This window comes from Glacieibacterium sp. (genome assembly GCF_965200405.1).
Classification (GTDB): domain Bacteria; phylum Pseudomonadota; class Alphaproteobacteria; order Sphingomonadales; family Sphingomonadaceae; genus Glacieibacterium.
In genome coordinates this window covers 1,698,811-1,721,234 of sequence record NZ_OZ241356.1, presented here as the reverse complement: position 1 = coordinate 1,721,234, position 22,424 = coordinate 1,698,811, and the positions used below count along the sequence as shown (strand labels likewise).

Annotated in this window: 23 protein-coding genes; 14 read left to right on the top strand and 9 right to left on the bottom strand. The window is 68.3% G+C overall.

All coding sequences use genetic code 11. The annotated features are described in order from the left end of the window. Positions 1-73 precede the first annotated feature (73 nt). From rph to hemW, 4 genes are read left to right on the top strand one after another with little or no spacing between them, the layout of a single operon-like run. Entirely contained in the window at positions 74-790 is a 717-nt protein-coding gene (rph, locus tag ACOFKW_RS07965; RefSeq protein WP_419816781.1) for a ribonuclease PH, read from the top strand. Next, on the top strand, positions 787-1,311 hold the full coding sequence (locus tag ACOFKW_RS07960) for a YcxB family protein (RefSeq protein WP_419816780.1): 525 nt from the start codon (positions 787-789) through the stop codon (positions 1,309-1,311). The genes rph and ACOFKW_RS07960 overlap by 4 nt, the downstream gene beginning before the upstream one ends. Beyond that, a complete protein-coding gene (gene rdgB / locus ACOFKW_RS07955) occupies positions 1,308-1,904 on the top strand; it encodes an RdgB/HAM1 family non-canonical purine NTP pyrophosphatase (protein ID WP_419816779.1) in 597 nt (198 codons plus the stop codon). The genes ACOFKW_RS07960 and rdgB overlap by 4 nt, the downstream gene beginning before the upstream one ends. After that, positions 1,892-3,145, top strand: a complete 1,254-nt coding sequence (hemW, locus tag ACOFKW_RS07950; RefSeq protein WP_419816778.1) for a radical SAM family heme chaperone HemW — start codon at positions 1,892-1,894, stop codon at positions 3,143-3,145. Before rdgB ends, hemW begins: the two co-directional genes overlap by 13 nt. A gap of 57 nt (positions 3,146-3,202) precedes the next feature. Here hemW and ACOFKW_RS07945 read toward each other — a convergent pair whose 3' ends face one another. After that, the gene (locus ACOFKW_RS07945) at positions 3,203-4,441 is read right to left on the bottom strand and encodes a penicillin-binding protein activator (protein WP_419816777.1); all 1,239 of its coding nucleotides are present in this window, start codon (positions 4,439-4,441) and stop codon (positions 3,203-3,205) included. A 42-nt stretch (positions 4,442-4,483) separates the two neighbouring features. Here ACOFKW_RS07945 and rsmI point away from each other — a divergent pair, with 42 nt between their 5' ends. The 4 genes from rsmI to gshB are packed head-to-tail and all read left to right on the top strand — an operon-like array spanning position 4,484 to position 7,558. Next, positions 4,484-5,362 (top strand): 16S rRNA (cytidine(1402)-2'-O)-methyltransferase, encoded by an 879-nt coding sequence (gene rsmI, locus ACOFKW_RS07940; RefSeq protein WP_419816776.1) that lies wholly within the window; start codon positions 4,484-4,486, stop codon positions 5,360-5,362. Then, on the top strand, positions 5,328-5,723 hold the full coding sequence (locus tag ACOFKW_RS07935; RefSeq protein WP_419816775.1) for a YraN family protein: 396 nt from the start codon (positions 5,328-5,330) through the stop codon (positions 5,721-5,723). Before rsmI ends, ACOFKW_RS07935 begins: the two co-directional genes overlap by 35 nt. Next, positions 5,720-6,547: a SirB1 family protein gene (locus ACOFKW_RS07930; protein ID WP_419816774.1), complete on the top strand. Its 828-nt coding sequence runs from the start codon at positions 5,720-5,722 to the stop codon at positions 6,545-6,547. Before ACOFKW_RS07935 ends, ACOFKW_RS07930 begins: the two co-directional genes overlap by 4 nt. A 57-nt stretch (positions 6,548-6,604) precedes the next feature. Continuing rightward, the gene (gene gshB / locus ACOFKW_RS07925; protein ID WP_419816773.1) at positions 6,605-7,558 is read left to right on the top strand and encodes a glutathione synthase; all 954 of its coding nucleotides are present in this window, start codon (positions 6,605-6,607) and stop codon (positions 7,556-7,558) included. A gap of 11 nt (positions 7,559-7,569) precedes the next feature. Here the strand turns inward: gshB and ACOFKW_RS07920 are convergent, their stop codons facing one another. The 4 genes from ACOFKW_RS07920 to ACOFKW_RS07905 all read right to left on the bottom strand — a co-directional run bounded on the left by ACOFKW_RS07920 (position 7,570) and on the right by ACOFKW_RS07905 (position 11,644). After that, a complete protein-coding gene (locus tag ACOFKW_RS07920; protein ID WP_419816772.1) occupies positions 7,570-8,169 on the bottom strand; it encodes a PEPxxWA-CTERM sorting domain-containing protein in 600 nt (199 codons plus the stop codon). A 238-nt stretch (positions 8,170-8,407) separates the two neighbouring features. Continuing rightward, positions 8,408-8,740, bottom strand: a complete 333-nt coding sequence (gene fdxA, locus ACOFKW_RS07915; RefSeq protein WP_419816771.1) for a ferredoxin FdxA — start codon at positions 8,738-8,740, stop codon at positions 8,408-8,410. A gap of 30 nt (positions 8,741-8,770) precedes the next feature. Next, positions 8,771-9,073 carry an RNA-binding S4 domain-containing protein gene (locus tag ACOFKW_RS07910; RefSeq protein ID WP_419816770.1) on the bottom strand — a complete coding sequence of 101 codons (303 nt, stop codon included), beginning with the start codon at positions 9,071-9,073 and terminating at the stop codon, positions 8,771-8,773. Positions 9,074-9,094: 21 nt separating this feature from the next. After that, a complete protein-coding gene (locus ACOFKW_RS07905; protein WP_419816769.1) occupies positions 9,095-11,644 on the bottom strand; it encodes a helicase-related protein in 2,550 nt (849 codons plus the stop codon). A 284-nt stretch (positions 11,645-11,928) separates the two neighbouring features. On the opposite strand from ACOFKW_RS07905, the gene ACOFKW_RS07900 reads away from it, so the two are divergent. The 4 genes from ACOFKW_RS07900 (at position 11,929) to ACOFKW_RS07885 (ending at position 16,345) form a co-directional block, all read left to right on the top strand. Beyond that, the gene (locus ACOFKW_RS07900; protein WP_419816768.1) at positions 11,929-13,446 is read left to right on the top strand and encodes a M23 family metallopeptidase; all 1,518 of its coding nucleotides are present in this window, start codon (positions 11,929-11,931) and stop codon (positions 13,444-13,446) included. 98 nt (positions 13,447-13,544) lie between these two features. Then, positions 13,545-14,738 carry a multidrug effflux MFS transporter gene (locus ACOFKW_RS07895; RefSeq protein WP_419816767.1) on the top strand — a complete coding sequence of 398 codons (1,194 nt, stop codon included), beginning with the start codon at positions 13,545-13,547 and terminating at the stop codon, positions 14,736-14,738. Positions 14,739-14,795: 57 nt separating this feature from the next. Further along, positions 14,796-15,482 (top strand): methyltransferase domain-containing protein, encoded by a 687-nt coding sequence (locus ACOFKW_RS07890; protein WP_419816766.1) that lies wholly within the window; start codon positions 14,796-14,798, stop codon positions 15,480-15,482. Between the two features lie 89 nt (positions 15,483-15,571). After that, positions 15,572-16,345 carry an NTP transferase domain-containing protein gene (locus ACOFKW_RS07885; RefSeq protein ID WP_419816765.1) on the top strand — a complete coding sequence of 258 codons (774 nt, stop codon included), beginning with the start codon at positions 15,572-15,574 and terminating at the stop codon, positions 16,343-16,345. Here the strand turns inward: ACOFKW_RS07885 and ACOFKW_RS07880 are convergent. Continuing rightward, a complete protein-coding gene (locus ACOFKW_RS07880; RefSeq protein ID WP_419816764.1) occupies positions 16,315-16,737 on the bottom strand; it encodes an HIT family protein in 423 nt (140 codons plus the stop codon). The two genes, ACOFKW_RS07885 and ACOFKW_RS07880, sit on opposite strands and share 31 nt — an antisense overlap. 26 nt (positions 16,738-16,763) lie before the next feature. On the opposite strand from ACOFKW_RS07880, the gene ACOFKW_RS07875 reads away from it, so the two are divergent. Together ACOFKW_RS07875 and ACOFKW_RS07870 are read left to right on the top strand one after the other, a co-directional pair. After that, entirely contained in the window at positions 16,764-17,879 is a 1,116-nt protein-coding gene (locus ACOFKW_RS07875) for a CDP-alcohol phosphatidyltransferase family protein (protein ID WP_419816763.1), read from the top strand. Positions 17,880-17,888: 9 nt separating this feature from the next. Next, on the top strand, positions 17,889-18,953 hold the full coding sequence (locus tag ACOFKW_RS07870) for a hypothetical protein (RefSeq protein WP_419816762.1): 1,065 nt from the start codon (positions 17,889-17,891) through the stop codon (positions 18,951-18,953). Here the strand turns inward: ACOFKW_RS07870 and ACOFKW_RS07865 are convergent. Genes ACOFKW_RS07865 through thrC form a run of 3 tightly spaced genes read right to left on the bottom strand, consistent with a single transcriptional unit; the run spans position 18,950 to position 22,424 of the window. After that, positions 18,950-19,810, bottom strand: coding sequence for a class I SAM-dependent methyltransferase (locus tag ACOFKW_RS07865; RefSeq protein WP_419816761.1), 861 nt, complete (start codon positions 19,808-19,810; stop codon positions 18,950-18,952). The two genes, ACOFKW_RS07870 and ACOFKW_RS07865, sit on opposite strands and share 4 nt — an antisense overlap. After that, the gene (locus ACOFKW_RS07860) at positions 19,810-21,036 is read right to left on the bottom strand and encodes a M16 family metallopeptidase (RefSeq protein ID WP_419816760.1); all 1,227 of its coding nucleotides are present in this window, start codon (positions 21,034-21,036) and stop codon (positions 19,810-19,812) included. The genes ACOFKW_RS07865 and ACOFKW_RS07860 overlap by 1 nt, the downstream gene beginning before the upstream one ends. Beyond that, on the bottom strand, positions 21,033-22,424 hold the full coding sequence (thrC, locus tag ACOFKW_RS07855) for a threonine synthase (protein WP_419816759.1): 1,392 nt from the start codon (positions 22,422-22,424) through the stop codon (positions 21,033-21,035). The genes ACOFKW_RS07860 and thrC overlap by 4 nt, the downstream gene beginning before the upstream one ends.

Below are 22,424 nucleotides of genomic sequence, written 5' to 3'. Positions count from 1 at the left end.
ATCCACTCCCAAGGCTGGCGGTCGAACGCCGCTGCCGCTACATGCGCGCACAGCAATCACAAGGACAATACCCATGCGCCCCTCAGGCCGCGCCCCCGACCAGATGCGGGCGATCGAGATGACTCCGGGTTTCAGTGCCCATGCGGAAGGCTCGTGCCTGGTGAAGTTCGGCCAGACCCACGTCCTGGTTACAGCCAGCGTCGAAGAGCGCCTTCCGCCCTGGCTGCGCGGCAAGGGCAGCGGCTGGGTCACGGCGGAATATGGCATGCTGCCCCGCGCCACCCACACCCGCGGGCAACGTGAAGCGGCAAAGGGCAAGCAGTCGGGCCGCACCCAGGAGATCCAGCGGCTTATCGGTCGCTCGCTGCGCGCGGTTACCGACCTGAAGCTGCTCGGCGAGCGCCAGATCACGCTGGATTGCGACGTGCTGCAGGCCGATGGCGGCACACGCACGGCGGCGATCTCGGGTGCATGGGTGGCACTGCGCCTCGCTATCGACGGCATCATGGCCAAGAACGGCCTGGCCATCGATCCGTTGACCGCGCAGGTTGCCGCCATCTCGGCAGGCATCCACGCCGGCACCGCGGTCCTCGATCTCGATTACGTCGAGGATAGCGACGCCGGTACCGATGCCAATTTCGTGCTGACCGACAGCGGCGGCATCGTCGAGGTCCAGGCGACCGCCGAGGGTGCATTGTTCGACGAGGAGTCGCTGCTCCGCCTGCTCCGGCTGGCGCGCATCGGCACCAACGAGATCTTCGCGGCCCAGCGGATCGCCACCGGCCGGTGAACGCCGCCGTCGCCCCGGTACGCTACATGATTTCCGAGGCGGAGTATGTCGAGGCAGCGACCCACGCCAACGCACGCGGCGCATGGCGGGTGGCAGCGGTGGTGACGGCGTTTGCGCTGCTGGTGGCGCTGCTGAAGCCGCAGTTCCAGGTGGCGATCCTGTGCGGCATGGTCCTCGGGCTGGCACTGACGGCGTTCAAGGTAATGTTCTTGCTGCCCCGCCGGGCCGCTCAGATCTACCACGCACAGGCCTCGATGCGCGAGCCGTTCGAGCTGGCCCTGACCGACGAACAGTTTGAAAGCGCCCAGCGGTCGGGCAGCTTCCGCAACGCCTGGACCGACTTCGTCAAATGGGACGAAACGGCAAACATGCTGCTGCTCTACGTCGACAAGGCGATGTTCGTGTCGCTGCCCAAGGCGCAGGTCGGGACGGCCAACCTCGCCTTCATCCGCGCCCGCCTTGCCGCGACCGGGCTGGAGCAGCGCAACCGCAGCCGCAAGCCCGAGGATCGCAAGCCATGACCCGCCGCCTCCGCCCCGGCCGCCTCGTGCTGGCGACGCACAATCCCGGCAAGGTCCGCGAGATCGCCGCGCTGCTCGGCCCGTTCGGGATGGACGTCGTCGCGGCAGGCGACCTCGGCCTGCCGGAACCGGAGGAGACCGGGCTGACCTTCCGCGCCAATGCCGAGTTGAAGGCGCTCGCCGCCGCCATTGCCAGCGGGCACCCGGCGCTTGCCGACGACAGCGGGCTGAGCGTCGATGCGCTCGACGGCGCACCCGGCATCTATTCGGCACGCTGGGCCGGACACGACAAGGATTTCGACCACGCCATGGAACGCGTCCATTCGGCGATGGCCGAGGGGTCGCCCGATACCGCCTATTTCACCTGCGCGCTGTCGCTGGCCTGGCCCGACGGCGCCGTCGAGACCTTCGAGGGCCGCATCGACGGGCGGCTGGTCTGGCCGCCGCGCGGCGCCAACGGCTTCGGCTATGACGCGTTGTTCGTCGCCGATGGCATGGTCGCGACGTTCGGCGAGATCGACCCCGATCACAAGCACGCGATCAGCCACCGCGCGCGAGCGTTCGAACAACTGGTCGCGGCATGTTTCCTGTAACTGTCCCCCTCCCGGAACGGGAGGGGCTAGGGGTGGGACTTGGCCTAAACTCGGCAGACAGACCTGGTGCAAGATCCACCCCCGGCCCCTCCCGTTCCGGGAGGGGAGCAGATTCGCTCGCGATCTACGTCCACTGGCCGTTCTGCGTCAGCAAATGCCCTTATTGCGACTTCAACAGCCATGTCCGCGCCAAGATCGACGAGGCCGGCTGGCGCGACGCATTGCTCGCCGACCTCGCCGCCGAAGCCGCGATCACTCCGGGACGCCGCGTCCACAGCATCTTCTTCGGCGGCGGCACTCCCAGCCTGATGGACCCTGCCACCACCGCCGCGATCATCGACGCCGTCGCCGGGCATTGGCAGGTCGACCGCGACGCCGAGATCACGCTGGAAGCCAATCCGTCGAGCGTCGAGGCTGCGCGCTTCGCCGGTTTCGCCGCCGCCGGGGTCAACCGCGTCAGCCTCGGGCTGCAGGCATTGGACGACGCCGCGTTGAAGATGCTCGGCCGCCCGCACGACGTCGCGCAGGGTCTGGCGGCACTCGACATCGCGCAGGCCAATTTTCCGCGCGTCAGCTTCGACCTGATCTACGACCGCCCGGCGCACACTGTCGAGGCGTGGCAGGCCGAACTCAAGCGCGCGCTCAGCTTCGGCACCGAGCATTTGTCACTGTACCAGCTGACCATCGAGGCCGGCACGCGCTTCGCCGTCCTCCACGCCGCCGGCAAGCTGCGCACCCCCGACGAGGAAACCTCCGCCGACCTGTTCGACCTGACGCAGGACATGACCGAGGCTGCCGGGCTCCCCGCCTATGAAACCTCCAACCACGCCCGACCCGGCGCGGCGAGCCGTCACAATCTAAGCTATTGGACGTACGGCGATTATGTCGGCGTCGGTCCCGGTGCTCATGGCCGCCGCGCCCTCGCGTCCACCGTGCGGCACAAGAAGCCGGAGAACTGGATCGACGCAGTCCAGGGTGGCTCCGGCATCTCGATCACCGACCGGCTCGACCCGGCGGTGCGCGCCAGCGAAGCCTTGATGATGGGCCTGCGCCTGCGCTCCGGCATCGACCGTGCCCAGTTCGAACAGCGCACCGGCACGGCGCTGGACGCCGCCGTCGATGCAGCCGCGGTGGCGCACCTGACCGGCCTCGGCTTGCTGGAGAACGACCCAACCGGTCTACGTCTGACCCGCGCCGGACGCCCGCTGGTCAACGCCGTGCTGCGCGACCTGGCCCTGTAGGGCGGCGGCGCAAAAGTTCAGGGACCTCCCGCTCCGCAGGTCGCTGAACGAACCTATCTAGCTCCCGGTGTTGAGCGACTTCGGTGCGGCCGAGATGGTGACGATCGAGCCGTTGGCGATACGCTGCACTTCCAGGCCACGGTCCGCGACGCCGCCGCCGGTGAAGCGGAACACGCCGTCGACGCCGGCAAAGCCGTCCGGGCTGGCTAGCAGCGCGGCCGGGAACGGCTGCCCAAGCGCCCAGCGGTCGGCGAGGCTGTTGACCAGCAGGACCGCGTCATAGCCAAAGCTGGCCAGGCGCGACGGCGCGATGCCGAACTTGGCGCGGTAGCGGGTCACCAGCTGCGCGAAGCGATCGTCCGGAACGCTGGCAAACACCGCACCCTGCAACGCCCGCGAACTGCGCAATGCGGGCTCGTTGTTCCACAATTCGGTCCCGAGGATCAGCGACGTCCCCGGGCCGGCGCCGAACTGCGTCAACGCCGGGCCGAACGCGGCCGCGACCGGGCCAGTGTCGGCGATCAGCAACGCCTGGAAGCCGACCGGCGGCAGGCGCGAAGCGACCGGGGCGACCGATCCATCGGGCCGCAACGCCGGCGTCTTCATCGCGACCGCCAGCCGCTTGTCATAGGCGGTCACCGCACGCGCCGCCGCCAGCAGCTTGGCCGGGGTGCGCGCGTAGTTGACGACCGAGACGACCTTGCCACCGCTCGCCTCGACGGCGCGCAGGAAGGCGTTGGCGGCGCGCTGGCCATAGACGCCGTCGGGGATCAGCGCGGCAAAGCGCTCGACACCACGTCCGCGGGCATAGCCGACGGCGCGCGCGATCGACTGGTTGGGCTGGAAGCCCATGACGTAGGTGCCGCTGCCGGCCAGTGCGGCATCGTTGGAGAAGCTCATGACCGGCACGCTGTTCGCCGACGCGATGCCCTGGACGCTGCGGACGTCGCCAGCCAGCAGCGGCCCGAGGAACAGCCTGGCGCCATCCGCAACGGCATGGCTGGCGGCAGCGGCGGCCCCGCCGACGGCGGTGTCATAGACGCGGAGGTTGATCAGACGGGCATTGGCGTCGATCAGCGCCATGTTCGCGGCATTGGCGATCGATTGCCCGACGGCGGCATTGGGCCCGGTCAGCGGCACCAGCAGCGCGATGCGGTTCTGTTCGACGGTAGCGGGCGGTGCCTCGGTCTTGGCGACCGGCGGCGCGACGACCGGCGGCGGTGCCGTGGCGACGCGGCGTTCTGGAGCCGCGCAGGCGCTGACCACCACCGCGAGCAATACCGCGGCGAACTGCAAGACCGGTTGCGGTCGCTGCCCGAACCGTCCCAAGATGCGCATATGCCTACTCCAATCGCGGCCTCCACTACCGAAAGTCCGGCCGTAGCGCTACAACCGCCGGGCCTTTACATCGTCGCGACGCCGATCGGCAATCTTGGCGACCTGTCCCCCCGCGCCGCCGCGACGCTCGCCTCGGTAGCGCTGATCGCGGCGGAGGACACTCGCGTCACCTCGCGCCTGCTCCACCATATCGGCGCGCGCACCCCGATGATCGCCTATCACGATCACAACGCCGACGCGGTCCGCCCCGGCCTGGTCGCGCGGATGACCCGCGAGGCGATCGCGCTGGTCAGCGACGCCGGAACGCCGTTGATTTCGGATCCGGGTTACAAGCTGGTCCGCGACGCCCGCGCTGCCGGGGTCGAGGTCTTCACCATCCCCGGGCCCTGCGCCGCCGTCGCCGCGCTGACGCTGTCGGGACTGCCGAGCGACCGCTTCCTGTTTGCAGGCTTCTTGCCGGTCAAGGCCGGGGCCAAGGCAAGCGCCATCGCCGAACTCGCCGGGCTGCGCGCCAGCCTGGTGTTCTACGAGTCGGCGGGTCGGACGGCGGCGACCTTGTCGGCGTTGGCCGAGGGCCTTGGCGACCGCCCGGCGGCGGTGGCGCGCGAGATCACCAAGAAGTTCGAGGAGACCGTCGACGGCACGCTGGCCAGCCTGGCCGAACGCTATGCCGAGACACCCCCGCGCGGCGAGGTTGTCATCGTCGTCGCGCCGCCTGCCGCTGCCGAAGCACCCGACGCCGACACCCTCGACGAGGCGCTTGCCGCCGCGTTGCTGCACATGAGCCTGAGTGCCGCCGCCAGCGAGGTCGCGGCCGCGCTCAAGCTGCCGCGCAAGGCGGTCTATGCCCGGGCGCTGGAACTGCGCGACCCTGACTAAGGCAAGCCGCCTTGCTGCCGAGACGCGCGGCCGTCGCGCCGAGACGCTCGCCGCATGGTGGCTGCGCTGCCAGGGCTTCAGCATCCTGGCGCAGCGCCTGCGCATTCCAGCCGGCGAGATCGATCTGGTCGCCCGCCGCGGGCTCACCCTGTTGTTCGTCGAGGTCAAGGCACGCGCCACCGAGGACGCCGGACGCTGGGCATTGCAGGAACATCGGCTGCGACGTGTCGCCCATGCGGCTGAAACTCTGGTTGCGCGTTTCGGAAAGGACTGCACGACAGTGCGAATAGATGCCATCATCGTTCGACCCTGGGCGTGGCCGCTTCATCTGCGCGGCGTATGGCAAGGAGAGTGGCGATGAAACTGGCGCTGACTCGAACCGGGGACGCGGTGCTGATGCGCCTCGGCCTGATCGACGATGCGGCGATCGACCTTGCCGATGCCGCGCTTGCCTGTTCCACCGCCGACCGTCCTGCCGAGGACCTGTCGTCGCTGCGCGCCCGGCTGACCGGCTTGGCGACGCGCCTGCTGGCCGACAGCAGCGGCATGACCACTGCGCGCGCTTTCAGCCGGTTGCTGGCGGAGACGCTGGCGGGCCGCGAGGGCCTGAGCGGCGATACCCAGGATTACGACAACCCGGCCAATGCCGATCTCGCCAAGCTGTTCGAGCGGCGACGCGGCCTGCCGATCACGCTGTCGCTGCTCTATGTCGCACTCGCCCGCCGGGTCGGCTGGCAGGCGGATGTCCTCAACGTGCCCGGTCATGTCCTGGTCTCCGTCGGTGGCGAGACCGAGCGGCAGCTGATCGACCCGTTCGACCATGGCCGTCCGATCGACCGGCCGGCGCTGAGCGACCTGATCGCCCAGACCATCGGCGGTCACATCACACCGACGGCCGAGCATCTGCGCGCCTTGTCGAACCGCGAGATCCTGGTGCGGCTGCTGTCGAACCAGACCGTCCGGGCGCGGCGTGGCGGAGATACCGCCCGGGCGTTGCTGCTGACCGAACGTATGACGTTGTTCGCGCCGCGCTTCACCGGATTGTGGTGGGAGCGCGCCCGGCTGGAGCAGCTGGTCGGCGATGTCGGCGCGGCGCGCGCCAGCCTGGCAGCGATGCTGGAGACGACGCACGAGGCTAGGGTCAAGACCCGGATCGCCAGCGCGCTGGCCGCGCTGTCGGTCTAGCTTGCCGGTCACGGTCACAAGCGTCTAAGCCGACGCCCGTAGCAGGAGACGGGCATCATGGGTTTGACGGTCGCGGTCCAGATGGACCCCATCGAAGACGTCAAGACGGGCGGCGATTCGACTTTCGCGCTGATGATCGCTGCGCAGGCCCGGGGCCATACGCTGTACCACTACCTCGCCACCGATCTCAGTTTCGAGGCTGGCCGGGTCCGCACCCGCGCCCGCCCGCTGACCGTGACCCGCGAGCCCGGCGCCCATTTCACCTGGACCGGTGAGACGCGGACCATCGACCTTGGGTACGACACCGATGTTGTGCTGATGCGCCAGGACCCGCCATTCGACATGGCCTATATCACCGCGACGCACCTGCTGGAGCGCGTCACTGCAGAAACGCTGGTGGTCAACGATCCCGCCGAGGTCCGCAATGCGCCGGAGAAGCTGTTCGTGCTCGGCTATCCGGACCTGATGCCGCCGACGCTGGTCACCCGCCGCCTCGACGATGCCGCAGACTTTCGCGCCCGCCACGGCGACGTCGTCATCAAGCCATTGTACGGCAACGCCGGCTCGGCGGTCTTTCACATCGGCGCCGGCGACGCCAACATGCCGGCGCTGGTCGAGTTGTTCAGCCAGGTCTGGCCGGAGCCGTTCATGGTCCAGAAGTTTCTCCCCGACGTCAGCGCCGGGGACAAGCGTATCGTGCTGGTCGATGGCGTGCCGACCGGCGCGATCAACCGCTTGCCCAAGGCCGGCGAGATTCGCTCCAACCTCGCGGCCGGCGGCAGCGCCCAGGCCACCGGACTGACGGCGCGCGAGGAGGAAATCTGTGCCGCCATCGGCCCGGAGCTCAAGCGCCGCGGGCTGGTGTTCGTCGGCATCGACGTGATCGCCGGCTACCTCACCGAGATCAACGTCACCTCCCCCACCGGTATCGTCGCGATCGACCGCTTCAACGGCACCGACACGCCGGCCTTGATCTGGGACGCGATCGAAGGACGGCACGCGGCGCGTTGAGCGACGTCCTGCTAGGCTGCGACCGCCGCCAGGGACCGGCGACGATTCCTGGTCGCCGCACCGACGAGGCCGAGGCCAGTGATCATCATCATCCAGCTTGCCGGTTCAGGCACAGCGGCACCGAAGAAAACCAGGTCGCGTAGCTCTCGCAGGTTGGCGCCGTGTGGAATGTCGGCGGTCGACCAGGTCCCGCTCGAGGTCTGCGGGAAACGGTAAAGGGCGTAGTTCGCGCCTGCCGCAACGGCAAGATACCGGATGTTATAACCGGGCACCGACCATGTACCGCTGGTCGTGCTGGTAAAGGATCCCGGGAAGCCGACACTGTCCGACTTGAACAAGTATTGCAGATTGATATTCGCGCCCGCGCCGGGATGGGTATCGTTGTACAGGTTGAACTTGTTGTTGGTATCGGCAGTCGTCGCTGCCGTGATCGTCCCGCTGAACAAGCAGCCGTTAGCACCGGTGATCGACGCGCAGCTGCCGTCGACGACCGACACCGCGTTACTTGGAGTGGTGATAGACAAGGCCAGTAAGCCGGCGACTACCAGGAATTTCGACTGCATTTCTTGCTCCCCTTTGACAGCCTGAACGTAGCTGTCGCGGTGGCGCAAATCATGCGCACTTCGGAGGCATGCGTCGTAAATTACGAGCTCTCGAATGTGACTTGCCGGCAACAAAGATATTACTGTGTCAATATTGGACTAACGCCAACATTGTTGGCACCTCGATGAGGACCATCCCGCGACCCACCGCACGCCGGAAACACAAGAAATCCGCCGGCCACTCGGTTGAGCAGCCGGCGGACGAGGTCGGTTTGTCAGCTCGGTTACGCGGCCACGACGCCCGCGGTCAGCTCGGCGGCTGGTCGCTGAAATACTTGTCGAACTTGCCCTCGACGCCCTTGAAGTCGTCGGCGTCGGGCGGAGTCGGGCCCTTGACGGTGATGTTGGGCCAGGTCGCGGACAGGCTGGCGTTGAGCTCCAGCCACTTTTCCAGGCCGCTCTCGGTATCGGGCAGGATCGCTTCGGCCGGGCATTCCGGCTCGCAGACGCCGCAGTCGATGCACTCGTTCGGGTTGATGACGACCATGTTGTCGCCCTCGTAGAAACAGTCGACGGGGCAGACCTCGACGCAGTCCATATACTTGCACTTGATGCAAGCCTCGGTCACGACATACGTCATCTTACGGTCCCTGATTAAAGAGCGCCCCTGCTAAACGGCGGCATACTCCGCCGTCAATGGGGCCGTGCCGCCGCGCCGGGTTGGGGCGGACAAGTCGCTGTATAACTCGCGCGCCTCGACATAGGGACCGCGCCGGTCGCTCAAACCTTCGACACGGACGACGATGACCTCGTCGTGGCGGGGGAAGCTCAGGACCGAGCCGGTGCGGACCAACGCCGAAGCGCGATCGATCACCCGGCCATCGAGCCGCAGATGGCGGCTTTCGCAGAGCCGCTGCGCATCACTGCGCGATTTCGTCAGACGCGCGAACCACAACCATTTGTCGAGCCGCAATCCCTGACCGTAAACCAATGGCTACCTGCCTTTCATATGGCTCGCAGACGCTCGCGGGGTCATTCCCGCCAGCGCGGCAAAAGGTGACGATGGAGAAACATTGTAAGCAACATCACGGGGTTGCGGCGCCTTGACGCCCCCCCATGCAAAAGCCGCAGCGCCGTCGACGAGCCGCAGTCGATAGCCCAGCGCGCGCATCAGCCGGGCAAAGCCGTCGTGGCTCATGCCGACGCTGGCGACCGAGTTCGCATCGGGCACGAACGGCGCACGCCCTGCCCTGACGCCGTGCATGGCGCGCGCCAGCCGGTCGACCATGTCGACGCGCACCGCCTGCGGCCCGACGATCCAGAAGCCCGCGACGCCGTAGAACGCGGGCAGCACGGCGGGATCGACCTCGATGGCGACGCGCCCGGCGGGGGGCGGCGCTGGCAGCGTCTCGACCCCGGCCGCGACCGCCCACAGCGCCAGCCGCCAGCGCGTCGGCTCGGGCCGCAACAGGTCGGCGACGAAGACATGCTGCACACCCAGCCGCACCCCGGCCCCGAGCAGCGCCTTGCGGTCGGCGCGGGTCAGCGCCTCGACCTGCGCATTGACCGTCTCGCGCGCCATGCAGCCCATATGCTCGACCAGCATCACGCCCAGCCCACGCGCCGCCGGCGTCAGGTTCGGATGAAGCGCGACGACCCGCGCCAGCCCGGCGAGATGCTTCTCGCGCGCCACCGCAAACCATGCCGCCAGCCGTTCCGCCACTCGCGCCCGCTCCGGCGCCGGCACCGTCTCCAGCGCCCGGTCGAGTTCGATCCGCGGGTTCAGCGCATCGCGCCCGGCGCGCAGCTTTGCCACCCGCGCGCCGTTCCACAACAGCCGCGGCGGCATCCCGCCATCGAACGCCATCGCGAAAGCCGTATCGTCGGACGCGATCAGCGCCTCCGCCCGGCGCGCCAGCTCGCGCGGCAGATGGCGTTCCGCGGCGGCCAGCAGCAACTTGCGCTCCCCCGCCCGGGCCAGCGGATCGGCGGTAAAGCGGAAGCCCTCCAGCGTGCCGATAACCTCGTCCTCGACCGACAGCGCACCATCGGCGTCGATCGCCACGCGCTGCTCGCCGCCGCGCACTTTCAGGTCCTTGAGCAGCACCGCCGTGCGCCGGTCGACGAAGCGCTGCGTCAGCCCGCGGTGCAGCGCGTCCGACAACCGATCCTCCAGCGCCCGCGTCCGGTCCGCCCAGCCCGCCGCATCCTCCAGCCAGCCGGGCCGGTGCGCGATATAGGTCCAGGTCCGCGCCGCCGCGATCCGCCCCGACAGCGTCGCGATATCGCCGGTGACATGGTCGAGCTGCGCCACCTCCGCGGCCACCCACGACGACGGCAGCAGGCCATTGCCCTCGCTCAGGTGGCGGAACACCCGCGCCACCAGCCGGGCATGCTGCTCGACCCCGGTCTTGCGGTAATCGGGCAGGCCGCACGCCGCCCACAGCCGCGCGATCCTGGCGCGGCCATGCGCCCGCTCGACGACATCGGGGTCGCCGGCCAGCGACTTCAGCACGGCGAAATCGATCGGATCGTCGGCGCGGACCAGCTCATGCTGGCGCGGCCGCTCCTCCAGCGAGGCGATCAGCCGGGGCAGCGTGTTCATGTCGAGCCGCTCGTTGCGCCACACCAGCTGCGTCAGCGGCTTGAAGCGGTGCTGCTCGATCGCCTCGATCTCTTCGTCCTCGAAGGTCTGCGCCGCCTGCTGGCCAAGCTGGACGACGCCGAACGTGCCATCCTTCTGGTAGCGCCCGGCTCGGCCCGCAATCTGCGCCATCTCCGACGTCGTCAGCCGCCGGTGCCGCTTGCCGTCGAACTTGCCCAGCGAGGCGAAGGCGACATGGGCGATGTCCATGTTGAGGCCCATGCCGATGGCATCGGTGGCGACCAGATAGTCGACCTCGCCCGACTGGAACATCGCGACCTGGGCGTTGCGGGTCCGGGGCGACAGGCTGCCCATCACCACCGCCGCGCCGCCCTTATGCCGCCGCAGCATCTCCGCCAGCGCATAGACTTCGGCCGCGGTGAAGGCGACGATCACCGTTCGCTTCGGCAGCCGCGACAGCTTCTTGGGCGGGGCATAGCTCAGCGTCGAGAAGCGCGGCCGGGTGACGATCTCTGCGTCGGGCAGCAACCGCTTGATCAGCGGCCGCAGCGTCTCCGACCCCAGGATCATCGTCTCGGCATAGCCGCGCGAGTGCAGCATCCGGCCCGTAAAGACGTGCCCGCGCTCGGGGTCGGCGCCGACCTGGCCCTCGTCGATGGCGACGAAGGCGACCTCACGATCGTCGGGCATCGATTCCGCCGTGCACAGGAAATAACGCGCCGTGGCGGGGACGATCTTCTCCTCGCCGGTGATCAGCGCGACCTGCGCCTCGCCCTTGATCGCGACGACGCGGTCATAGACCTCGCGGGCCAGCAGCCGCAGCGGAAAGCCGATCATGCCGCTGGCGTGGCCACACATGCGCTCGACAGCGAGGTGCGTCTTGCCAGTATTGGTGGGACCGAGGACGGCGGTAACCGAGGCGCGAAGCAGGCCGCTCATGCCACCCAACGTGGGGTGGCAAGACCCGGTAACAAGACCGGAAACTGGCGAAACACCTGCCTGCTCATCGTATCCTTGGAAACGTATGGGCCTGCACCTTGGTCGCACAAAGAGTCAGGCGATTCAAGTGACCGTTCAAAGACGGCGGCTCGTCGCAAGGGACTGACTCCAAGCGCTTGCCGCGTTGACTTGACGCATCGCGCGAACAAGGTAGCGCCACCGCTTGATTTGGGCGGCGTTGGGGGGAACCAGCCTTGTTTCAGCCGGGTGGACGCGGGACCGACATGGCGGCGACCGCGGAAGGCTATTTTCACGCGCCCGGCTTCCGCTCACCGTCGGTCGGCGGCAACCGCGTCGCCCATCGCCTGTCGGCCCTGGATCTGCGGATCGACCTTGGCGACCGGATCGGCTCACGCGACTGGTGGCGTGGCGCAGCGACCGTCATCGCCCTGACCGCAGTGACCATATTCGCCGGCACCCTCCCGGTACCGCTGCCCGTCGCCGTCGATGCGCCGATGACCGCCGCCCAGGCCGACGACGCCCGGCCCGACACCATCCTGCCACTGGCTCTCGGTGGCACCACCGGACGCTTCGTCGCCCCCGGCCGCCAGGTCGAGGCGATGGCCGAAGCTCCGGAGCGCCCGCGTATCGAAGCCACCGCCGAAGTCCGCCGCTCCGACAGCTTCGAGGGCGCCCTGCGTCGCGCCGGCGTCGGCAAGGACGAGGCCAACGACATCTCCAGGCTGGTTGGCAGCGCCATTCCGGTCCGCAGCATCAAGCCCGGCACCGATATCGACCTGGTCCTTGGCCGCCGCGACAGCAAGTCGGTGCCGCGCCCGGTCGAGACCATGGGCTTTCGTGCGAGCTTCGACCTGCGCCTCGAGCTCGCTCGCGCCGACGATGGCGCGCTGGCCCTCAAACGCATCCCGATCGCCGTCGACGACACGCCGATGCGCGTCTCCGGCACTGTCGGCAGCGGCCTTGCCAAGTCCGCGCGTGCCGCCGGGGTTCCCGCTGCGATCGTCAGCGAGGCGATCCAGCAGCTCGGCTATGCAGTCGATTTCCAGCACGGCGTCGGCAAGCGCGACCGGTTCGATTTCGTCGTTGCACACCGCCGCGCGGAGACCGGCGAGACGCAGACCGGCGCGCTGCTGTACGCCGGCCTCGATCGCGGCAAGGGCGACGATGTCGAACTGCTGCGGTGGACCTATGCAGGCAAGCCCCAGTTCTTCCGCGCTACCGGCGAATCAGCCCGCAAAGGCCTGATGCGCACCCCGGTCGACGGCGCGCATCTGACCTCCAACTTCGGAATGCGCTTCCACCCGCTGCTCAACTATTCGCGCCTCCACCAGGGTGTCGATTTCGGCGCTGCATCCGGCTCACCGATCATGGCGGCAGCGGCGGGGACGATCAGCTTCGCCGGCTGGCACGGCGGCCATGGCAATTACGTCATGGTCAAGCACAACGGCACGTTGTCGACGGCTTATGCGCATATGAGCAGGTTCGCGGTGAAGGCCGGCCAGACCGTCGCCCAGGGGCAGGTCATCGGCTATGTCGGCTCGACCGGGCTCAGCACCGGCCCCCACCTGCACTATGAGATCTGGCTGAAAGGCGCGCCGGTCAATCCGCTGACGCTGAAGTTCCTCGGCGGCACGCAATTGGCTGGTCCCGAGCTGGCGCGTTTCAAAGCCGAGCTTGGCCGGATGCGCAGCCTGCATACCGCCGGCGCCATGTCGGCGGGCGAAGTCGTCGCCGACGCGGTGCCTGCAGAGGCTCAGCCGGGACGCAAGCGCCGGGGCTGACGCCGGCCCGCAGCTCCGACGATGCGGTGACTTTCCTTGTGGTGCGCTGACAGGTCGTCGATAGGACGCCCATGGAATCGCAACCTAAACCCGTCGGCATGCATCCGCGTGAGTTCATCGCCTTCATCGCGGCAGTGATGGCCGTCAACGCGCTCGGCGTCGACCTGATGCTGCCGGCGCTGGCGGATATCGGGCGAGACTTTTCAGTCACCGCCGCCAATCACCGTCAGTGGGTCGTCACGGTCTATATGGTCGGGTTCGCCGCCGGCCAACTGGTCTACGGCCCGCTCGCGGATCGCTTCGGTCGGAGACCGATCCTGGTCTGCACCCTCATCGGCTTCGTCGCAGCGAGCGTGTTTGCGGCGAGTTCAACCAGCTTCGAAGGGCTGTTGTTCGCGCGTTTCCTGCAGGGGCTGATGTCCGCCTCGACGCGCGTGCTGGCGGTGGCGATGGTCCGCGACGGCGCCTCCGGCCGGCACATGGCGCGGATCATGTCAGTCGCACAGATGATCTTCTTCCTCGTCCCCATCCTAGCTCCGACGCTGGGACAGCTGCTGCTCGAGTTCGGGCCATGGCGCTTCATCTTCTACGCGTTAGGCAGCTTTGCCGCGCTGGTGTTGGCCTGGACGCTGGTGCGCCTGCCCGAGACCCTGCCGCTCGTACGCCGCGTACCGATCTCGCTGACCAACCTGCGTGAAAGCTACAAGCTCACCCTGAGCAACCGCTATTCGATCGGCTATTCGGTGGCCGCATCGCTGACCTTCGGCGGCATCATCGCCTTCGTTTCTTCCGCCCAGCAGATCTTCGTCGACGAGTTCGGCGCCGGCGACCGCTTCACCCTGCTGTTCGCCATCTGCGCCGGTGCCATGGGGATAGCGTCGTTCGCTAACAGCCGGCTGGTCGAGCGGCTCGGCACCAGGCTGATCTCACAGTCCGCGCTGCTCGCGCTGATCGCCCTGTCGCTGGTCCACCTCGTCATCATTCAGGCCGGAGTTGAGTCGTTGCAGACGTACATTGTAGTGCAAGCGCTCAGCATGACCTGCATCGGCCTTTGCGGCTCCAACTTCGGTGCCATGGCGATGGAGCCGGTCGGCCATATCGCGGGCACGGCGTCGTCGTTGCAGGGCTTCATCACCAGCATCGGCGCGGTGCTGGTCGGGTCGGCGATCGGGCAATCCTATGCGGGCACGACCCTGCCGCTGGCGATCGGCTATCTGTGTATCGGCCTGTCGGTGCTGGTCATCGTCTATTTCGTCGAGGGCCGCCGCCTGTTTCAAGCGCGCATGGCCTGAGGCAGCGCGATCGGGCGGGTGGCTGACACAGGCCCCGACACCCGCTAAAGCCGTCCTATGGTCGCCTTTTCACGCATCATGATCGCCATCCTGCCACTGCTGGCGCTGACCGCAGCGTCGCCAGCCACTTTCCCGCGACCGCAGCGTCCGATCGCCAGCATCGTCAGCGACCAGTGGTCCGACGAGAGCCGCCGCGACAGCGCCCGCGAGGCCGAGCAGGTGATGGTCTTCCTCGGCGTCCGTCCCGGCATGATGATCGCCGATATCGGCGCCGGGCTGGGCTATTACACCGTCCGCCTGGCACCGCGTGTCGCCCCGGGGGGCCGCGTCTATTCGGAGGATATCGTCGGCTCCTACGTCTCGCGGCTGCGGGTTCGGGTGAAAAGCGCCAAGCTGACCAACGTCGTCGTCGTCAAGGGCCGCGCCGACGATCCCCGCCTGCCGCCGGCCTCGCTCGACGTCGCGCTGATGGTCCATATGTACCACGAGATCTCGCAGCCGTTCGCGCTGCTGTGGCACCTGCGCGACACGCTGCGCCCGGGCGGCAAGATCGCCATTGTCGACGTCGACCGTCCGACTGCCGACCATGGCACGCCGCGCGCGCTGCTCGCCTGCGAACTGGCAGCGGTCGGCTACAAGCGCGTCGGCGACCTCGATCTCGGCGCAGCGGATGGCTACCTAGCCCTGTTCGAGCCGTCGGGGCCGCGTCCTGCGCCGAACCAGATCAAGCCCTGCCGCGCCTGAGCCTGACCGCGCCAAGGCTCGGCGCCGACGCCGCGCCTTGATGCAGCGCCCGCATTCGCATAGTGACCGGCCATGATGATCCCCGGCGAATGACGATGCACGCGATCATCCTCTCCGCCGGCCAAGGCTCGCGACTGGCCCCGCTGACCGCCGAGACGCCGAAATGCCTGATCGATTTTCATGGCCTTAGTCTGCTCGAATGGCAGCTGGCGGCGCTGGCGGAGGCAGGTGTCGGGACGATCACCGTGGTCACCGGCTTCCAGGCGGAAAAGGTTCGGGAGCGGCTGGCGGGCGGGCCCTTCGAAAGCGTGGCGCTGGTCAACAACCCCTTCTATCGGATCGCGGATAACATCTCGTCGGTGTGGCTGGCACGCGCAGCCTTGGTCGGCGGCGACGCGCTGATCCTAAACGGCGACACGCTGGTCGGCCCTGCGCTGATCGTCCGGGCGATCGACAAGGCACAGGCGCCGGTCAACGTGACCACGGCGGTCAAGTCGGCCTACGATGCCGACGACATGAAGGTAACCCTGGCGCGCGGGCTAGTCACCGCAGTGTCGAAAAAGCTTCCGCCCGGCGAAACCGACGCAGAGTCGATCGGCATGCTGGTGTTCAAGGGCGGCGGCGGCGCGCGCTTTGCCGCGACGGTCGACGCGGCGATCTCGCGCGAAGGCGGTACCGGCAATTACTATCTGGCCGCAGTCGCAGAGCTGGCGCTGCTCGGCTTGGTCGGCGCGGCGGATGTCACCGGGCATCCATCGGCCGAGGTCGACTTCCCGGAAGATCTGCCCGGCGCCACGGCGTTGACGCTGAGCTGGCTCGACGAGGATTGGGCTCAGGCGGCGCGCAGGTCGTCGCGCAAGTGAGCCACGCCCTCGGTATCCAGCGCCACCGCTTCGGTCAGCATCGGAACGGCGGGCCAGCCGACGTCCCTGAAGCTCGTTCCATGCCACTCGCGGGCGCCCTCGTAGCGCGGGATGACGTGCATATGGACCTGCGGGTCGTTCATCATCAGCATGAGATAATTGAACTTCTGCGCCGCCACGACGCGCCCCAGCGCCGCCTCCAGCTGTGCGACCATCGCCGGCAGCGCGGCGGCCTCCTCGGCGTTCAGCATGCCGAAGCTGGTGATGTCACGCTTGCAGATCAGCACCATGCTGCCCAGCGTCGGTTGCGCGGGCCGCACCACCGCCGCCCAATGCTCGTCCTCGAATACCGTGCCGTGGCCGTAGCCGAACTTTTCGAGGGTCGCATGCATGTATGCCATGCTGCCGGAGCGCGGGCATGAGTGCAATCGTCGAAACCATCGCGCGACGGGGCGCCGCGGAGCCGCCGACGGTGTTCAGCCTGTCGCCCGCCGTCCGCCTGTCGCGCCAGCTCGCCCGCCTGACTACCCGCGACGGCTTCACCCTGCTGATCGGCGCCGACGTCGTCGTCGATACCCCGGCGCTCAAGCATCTGGTCGACAACGACGCCCTGATCATCACCGATGCCGGCGATCGACCACTCGTCGCCTGGACGTCCGCAGTCGAGGCCGAGCTGCTTCGCAACGCCTTTGCCACCGGCCGGCTGCCGCTACAGCCGCCCTGCCGCACCGCCCGCGCCGGCAGCTTCGACTTCGCCTCGGGCCTCAAGAAGCGCGAACTGTTCCAGGCCTTTGCCCTCGACGCCACGCCGGTCCGCACCGCCGAGGACGCGCTTTATTACGCCAGCTATAAGGGCGTCACCGACATCGTCACCAAATACGCCTGGCCCCGCCCTGCCCTGGTCGTCGTCCGCGCCTGCACCGCGCTCGGCATTTCGCCCAACATGGTCACGGTCGTCTCGATCCTGCTATCGATCGTGGCGCTGCCGCTGTTTGTGATGGGGCATTTGCTCCTTGGGCTGCTGTGCGCTTGGGGCATGACCTTCCTCGATACCGTCGACGGCAAGCTGGCGCGCGTCACGGTCAGTTACTCCAGCTTCGGCAATTACTTCGACCATATCCCCGACCTGTTGTTCCCGCCCTTGTGGTGGCTCGCCTATATGGCCGGGCTGCAAGTCTTCGAGCCGCCGAGCATCGACGCCTCGCTCTGGACCTGCTTCTGGATTGTCATCGCCAGCTATGTCGTCGGGCGGCTGTGCGAGGGCGCCTTCACCCTGCGCCACAAGTTCGAGCCCTTCGTCTGGCGCCCCAGCGACGCGCGTTTCCGGCTGGTGCTGGCGCGGCGCAATCCCAACCTGCTGATCCTGACCGGGGCGGTCCTGATCGGTCAGGCGACGCTCGGCTATTATGTCCTCGCCGCCTGGTGCGGGATCTGCGCGCTGGTCCAGCTGTGGAATTTTGCCGAGGCCGAAGTTGCCCGCAGCCGCCGCGGCAGACTGACCTCGTTCTTGCAAGATGCGCCCGTCGCCTCCTAAGCCGATCCGGTGACCGCAGTCCCCGCCCTTCGCAACTGGCGACAGTTGCTCGCCATCCGCAATTGGCGGCCACGGCTGCGCGCCCGCCACGGCGTCCGCGTCGCCATCGTGCTGACCGCCGCGTCGTTCTGGGCGGTGGCCGTGCTGCTGTACGGTCCCAAGCGCTCGCTGTTCGCTGCGTCGGCTTGGTTCGTCGCGCTGGCGATCAAGGACGCGACCAACATCCGGGTCCGAGGCCCCAGCGACCAGTTGCACGGATGGGCTCGCTGGCGCTGGCCGCTGGCTGTGGACTTCGGCATCGCGGCGCTGCGGGGCGGCCTCGTGCTGCTCGCCGCCTACGGATATGCGCAATTGAGCCAGGGCCAGCCGGTCGCCCATGCGCTGGTGACGTTGAGCTGGGCGGTGCTGCTCTGGCCGCGCGAGACCGTATTGCGCATCGCCGTCCGCTCGGGCGTCGGCGGCGCGACCACGGCGGCCTCGCTGATCCGCAATCTGGTCGGCCTGTCGACGATGGCGGTGCTGCGCTGGCGTGGCTATGATTCCGGCGTCGCGGTATCGGCGGCGCTGCTGGCGCGCGAGGCGGTGGCGGTGCTGGTGCTGTGGATCGCCATCCTGTTCTCCCGAACACATGGCCTCAGGCTGCGCCGCGGCTTCGACGACGAGGACGGCGTCGACATGATCGCGGTGGCGACGACCCCCGACCGCACGGTGTCGTCGCTGCGGGGCTTCATCCTCGACAATTTCGCCTGGTCGCGCTGGCGGATGGTCCAGTATTTCTCACGCCAGATGGCGGGCGGCGTGCTCGGCCCGGTCGGCAATCTGGCGGTGCGGATCGGCTGGGTGTTCAAGACGCCGAAGCAGGCGACCGACCTACCCGTGGAGGGCGCCGGGCTGAAGCGCGTGCTGGCGATCGGCGCGACGCTGCTCGGGTTCGCGATCCTCGCCGCGGTCGCCGCCTATTACGGCATGCTGCCGGCGCTGAAGCTGGCGGGCATCGCCTACGTCGCGCGCTTCGTGGCGCTGGGAGTGAATTATGCCGCCTGGGCCGGGCTGAAGCGCAGCGACCTGCGCTAGCGCTCCCAGCGCACGAAGATCGCCGTTGGCAGCAGGATGTCGCGCGCGGTCTCGCGGATGGTCATCTCGCCCGCGGTGACGGTGCCACCGAGGTCGGCGAACGCCTGGCGGACAAGCTCGGCGATGGCGACGGCGGACATGCGGATGGCATAGACCGTCAGCACCAAGAAGCGGCTGTCGGCGTCGAGCAGCGCCCGCGCGCTTGCCACCAGCCCGGGCAGGTCGCGGTACAGCTCCCAGACCTCGCCCTCCGGCCCGCGTCCGTATTTGGGCGGGTCGAGGACTATGCCGTCGTAGCGCTTGCCGCGCCGAACCTCGCGCCGGATGAACTTCATCGCGTCGTCGGTCAGCCAGCGGATCGGCGCGTCGGACAGCCCGCTAAGCGCCGCATTGGCCTGCGCCGAGGCGACGGCCTTCTTCGAGGCGTCGACATGGGTGACGCTCGCCCCCGCCGCGGCACACGCCAGGCTGCCGACGCCGGTGTAGCCGAACAGGTTGAGCACGCTCGACCCCGCGCCGCAGCGCTCCGCCATCCAGTCCCAATGCACTGCCATGTCGGGGAAAAAGGCGAGGTGCCGGAAGTTGGTGTTGGCGGCGTAGAAGTGCAGCGGCCCGCGGCTCAGCTCCCACGAGCCCGGCACGTTCGGCCCGAGGTTCCAGCGTCCACCGCCATCTTCCTCGGAGCCGCCGACGAACTCGCCGTCCGCCTGCCACTCGGCCTCGGCGGGAGCCCAGAGCGCCTGTGGCTCGGGCCGGATGAAGCGGTAGGGGCCGTAGCTCTCGAGCTTGCGCCCGGCGCCACTGTCGAGCAGCGCATAATCGTCCCACGGCTCTGCAGTCAGGACCTGCAGGTCCATCAGGCGGCCTTCAGCGACGGTGCCCCGACATCGGCACGCGCCCGTGGCCCGGCCAGCATCGCCGCCCCTGCCGCACGCACCGCGTCGACGGTCACCGCGTCGAGCCGCGCCACCACTTCCGCCGGCGGCACGACGCGACCGTGCACCATCAGCGACCGGGCAAGATACTCCGACCAGCCGCCCGGCGCCTCCAGCGACATCAGCAGCCCGGCGCGGACCTGCGCCCGCGCGCGCTCCAGCTCGGCCTGGCTCAGCTCCGCCGCGGTCGCCGCCAGCACGTTCTCGGCCAGCGCCATCGCCCGCGCCGCATCCTTCTTCGCCGTCGCCATATAGACCGAGAACAGCCCCGCATCGGCATAGGGCGTCGTGCTGGCATAGATGCTGTAGGCCAGCCCGCGATCCTCGCGCAACTCCTGGAAAAGGCGCGACGACGCCCCGCCACCGGCCGCCGTGGCGAACAACATCGCCGCGTCATGGTCGGGCGCCCGGTGCGCCGGAGCCGCCAGCCCGAGCGTCAGGTGCGCCTGCTCGAACTTGCGCCGGTCGTGCCGGGTCGAACCGTCGAAGCTTGCCGCTGCCGCATCGGGACGCGTGCCGGACGGCAACTCGCCGAGCCAGCGCTCCGCCAGCGCCACCAACGCCTCATGATCCAGCGCCCCGGCGGCGGTCAGCACGCACGATCCGCTGCGGTATTGCGTCGTCAGCCAGTCGGTCAGTGCCGTCTTGTCGAGACCGGCGATGCTATCGTCCGATCCCAGGATCGAGCGGCCGAGCGGCTGGCCGGGGAACGCCGCCTCCTGCAGATGGTCGAAGACTATGTCGTCTGGCGTGTCGCGCGCTTCGCCCAATTCCTGCAGCACGACCTGCTTCTCACGCTCGATCTCGGCTTCGTCGAAGCGCGGATGGGTGACGAGGTCGGCGATGACCTCGACGCCCAGCGCCAGGTCGTCCTTTAGCAATCGGGCGTGGAAGACCGTCATGTCGCGCGCCGTATAGGCGTTGATCGAGCCGCCGACGTCCTCGATGGCTTCGGCGATCTGCCGGGCCGAGCGCGTCGCCGTGCCCTTGAAGACCATGTGCTCGAACAGGTGTGCGACGCCGTTGACCGCCTCCGCCTCGTACCGCGCGCCCGTGTCGGCGTGGAGGGCGACGGCGACGGTCTCGACATGCGGCATCGAGCGGCTGACGACGCGCAGGCCGTTGGCGAGGGTGGTGATCCGGCTCATCGAGCGGTGGCTCGTTCGGCGATATAGGCCTCGACGGTGTTCAGCTCGGCGGGCAGCGTGTCATAGCGCTCCTCGCGGTCGAACAGGCCCTGCGCGCGTGCCGGCATCGTCGGACGGATGCCAGTGGCGCGTTCGACGGCATCGCGGAACTTGGCGGGGTGTGCCGTCGCCAGTGTCACGATCGGCTCATCGCCGGGCTGGATATGTGCCGCGGCCAATCCGATCGCGGTGTGCGGATCGATGACCTGGCCACAACGCTCCTTGGCCCAGCGCAGGCTGAGCGCCATGCCATCGGCGTCGATCCGCGCCGCGGTCAACAACTCCGCCGCTTGCGACCTCTGGCCGTCGTCGAGCTGCATCCGGCGGCTCGTTTCGAAGCCCTGCATCGCCTGCGCCAGGCTCGCGCCGTCGCGGTGGTGCAGCTCGAACAACAGCCGCTCAAAGTTGGAGCTGACCTGGATGTCCATCGACGGCGCTGCGGTCGGCTCCACCGTGCCGACGCTATAGTCGCCGCTGGTCAGTGCCCGCGCCAATATGTCGTTGACGTTGGTCGCAACGATCAGCCGCCCGACCGGCAGGCCCATCCGCGCCGCCATATAGCCCGCAAACACGTCGCCGAAATTGCCCGTCGGCACGGCGAAGCTGACCTTGCGCTCCGGAGCGCCCAGGCGGACGGCGGCGTAGAAGTAATAGACGATCTGGAACAGCAACCGCGCCCAGTTGATCGAATTGACCGCCGACAACCGGTACTTGCCCGCAAACGCCGGGTCGTTGAACATCGCCTTCACCAGCGCCTGTGCATCGTCGAACGTGCCGTGCACCGCGATGTTGTAGACGTTGGGCGCCATCACCGTCGTCATCTGGCGGCGCTGGACGTCCGACACCCGGCCGACCGGATGCAGCATGAAGATGTCGAGATGCTCGCGCCCGGCCAGCGCGTGGATCGCAGCCGAGCCGGTGTCGCCACTAGTCGCTCCGACGATGGTCAGATGCTCCGACCGGCGCGACAGGAAGCGCTCGAACAGCTGCCCCAGCACTTGGAGCGCGACGTCCTTGAACGCCAGCGTCGGACCATGGAACAGCTCCAGCAGCCAGTGCCGCTGGTCGAGTTGGACGAGCGGCGTTACCGCGGCATGGTCGAAGCCGGCATAAGCTTCCGTGAGCAGGGCGCGCAGCTCGGCCTCGGTCAGCGCCTCGCCCATGAACGGCAGGCAGACCCGCACCGCCGTCTCGACGTAGGACAGGTCAGCCATCGCCGTGATCTGGTCGCGGCTGAACGACGGGATCGTCTCAGGCACATACAGTCCGCCGTCGCTGGCGAGGCCGGCGAGCGTAGCCGCTTCGAAGTCGAGGATCGGTGCGGAGCCCCGCGTGCTGATGTAACGCAT

Bases quoted from the DNA above. Each gene is read 5' to 3' on its own strand.
- rph (WP_419816781.1), top strand. From the start codon at position 74: ATGCGCCCCTCAGGCCGCGCCCCCGACCAGATGCGGGCGATCGAGATG.
- rdgB (WP_419816779.1), top strand. From the start codon at position 1,308: ATGACCCGCCGCCTCCGCCCCGGCCGCCTCGTGCTGGCGACGCACAAT.
- hemW (WP_419816778.1), top strand. From the start codon at position 1,892: ATGTTTCCTGTAACTGTCCCCCTCCCGGAACGGGAGGGGCTAGGGGTG.
- rsmI (WP_419816776.1), top strand. From the start codon at position 4,484: ATGCCTACTCCAATCGCGGCCTCCACTACCGAAAGTCCGGCCGTAGCG.
- ACOFKW_RS07935 (WP_419816775.1), top strand. From the start codon at position 5,328: ATGCCCGGGCGCTGGAACTGCGCGACCCTGACTAAGGCAAGCCGCCTT.
- ACOFKW_RS07930 (WP_419816774.1), top strand. From the start codon at position 5,720: ATGAAACTGGCGCTGACTCGAACCGGGGACGCGGTGCTGATGCGCCTC.
- gshB (WP_419816773.1), top strand. From the start codon at position 6,605: ATGGGTTTGACGGTCGCGGTCCAGATGGACCCCATCGAAGACGTCAAG.
- fdxA (WP_419816771.1), bottom strand. From the start codon at position 8,740: ATGACGTATGTCGTGACCGAGGCTTGCATCAAGTGCAAGTATATGGAC.
- ACOFKW_RS07905 (WP_419816769.1), bottom strand. From the start codon at position 11,644: ATGAGCGGCCTGCTTCGCGCCTCGGTTACCGCCGTCCTCGGTCCCACC.
- ACOFKW_RS07900 (WP_419816768.1), top strand. From the start codon at position 11,929: ATGGCGGCGACCGCGGAAGGCTATTTTCACGCGCCCGGCTTCCGCTCA.
- ACOFKW_RS07895 (WP_419816767.1), top strand. From the start codon at position 13,545: ATGCATCCGCGTGAGTTCATCGCCTTCATCGCGGCAGTGATGGCCGTC.
- ACOFKW_RS07890 (WP_419816766.1), top strand. From the start codon at position 14,796: ATGGTCGCCTTTTCACGCATCATGATCGCCATCCTGCCACTGCTGGCG.
- ACOFKW_RS07885 (WP_419816765.1), top strand. From the start codon at position 15,572: ATGACGATGCACGCGATCATCCTCTCCGCCGGCCAAGGCTCGCGACTG.
- ACOFKW_RS07880 (WP_419816764.1), bottom strand. From the start codon at position 16,737: ATGCATGCGACCCTCGAAAAGTTCGGCTACGGCCACGGCACGGTATTC.
- ACOFKW_RS07875 (WP_419816763.1), top strand. From the start codon at position 16,764: ATGAGTGCAATCGTCGAAACCATCGCGCGACGGGGCGCCGCGGAGCCG.
- ACOFKW_RS07865 (WP_419816761.1), bottom strand. From the start codon at position 19,810: ATGGACCTGCAGGTCCTGACTGCAGAGCCGTGGGACGATTATGCGCTG.
- ACOFKW_RS07860 (WP_419816760.1), bottom strand. From the start codon at position 21,036: ATGAGCCGGATCACCACCCTCGCCAACGGCCTGCGCGTCGTCAGCCGC.
- thrC (WP_419816759.1), bottom strand. From the start codon at position 22,424: ATGCGTTACATCAGCACGCGGGGCTCCGCACCGATCCTCGACTTCGAA.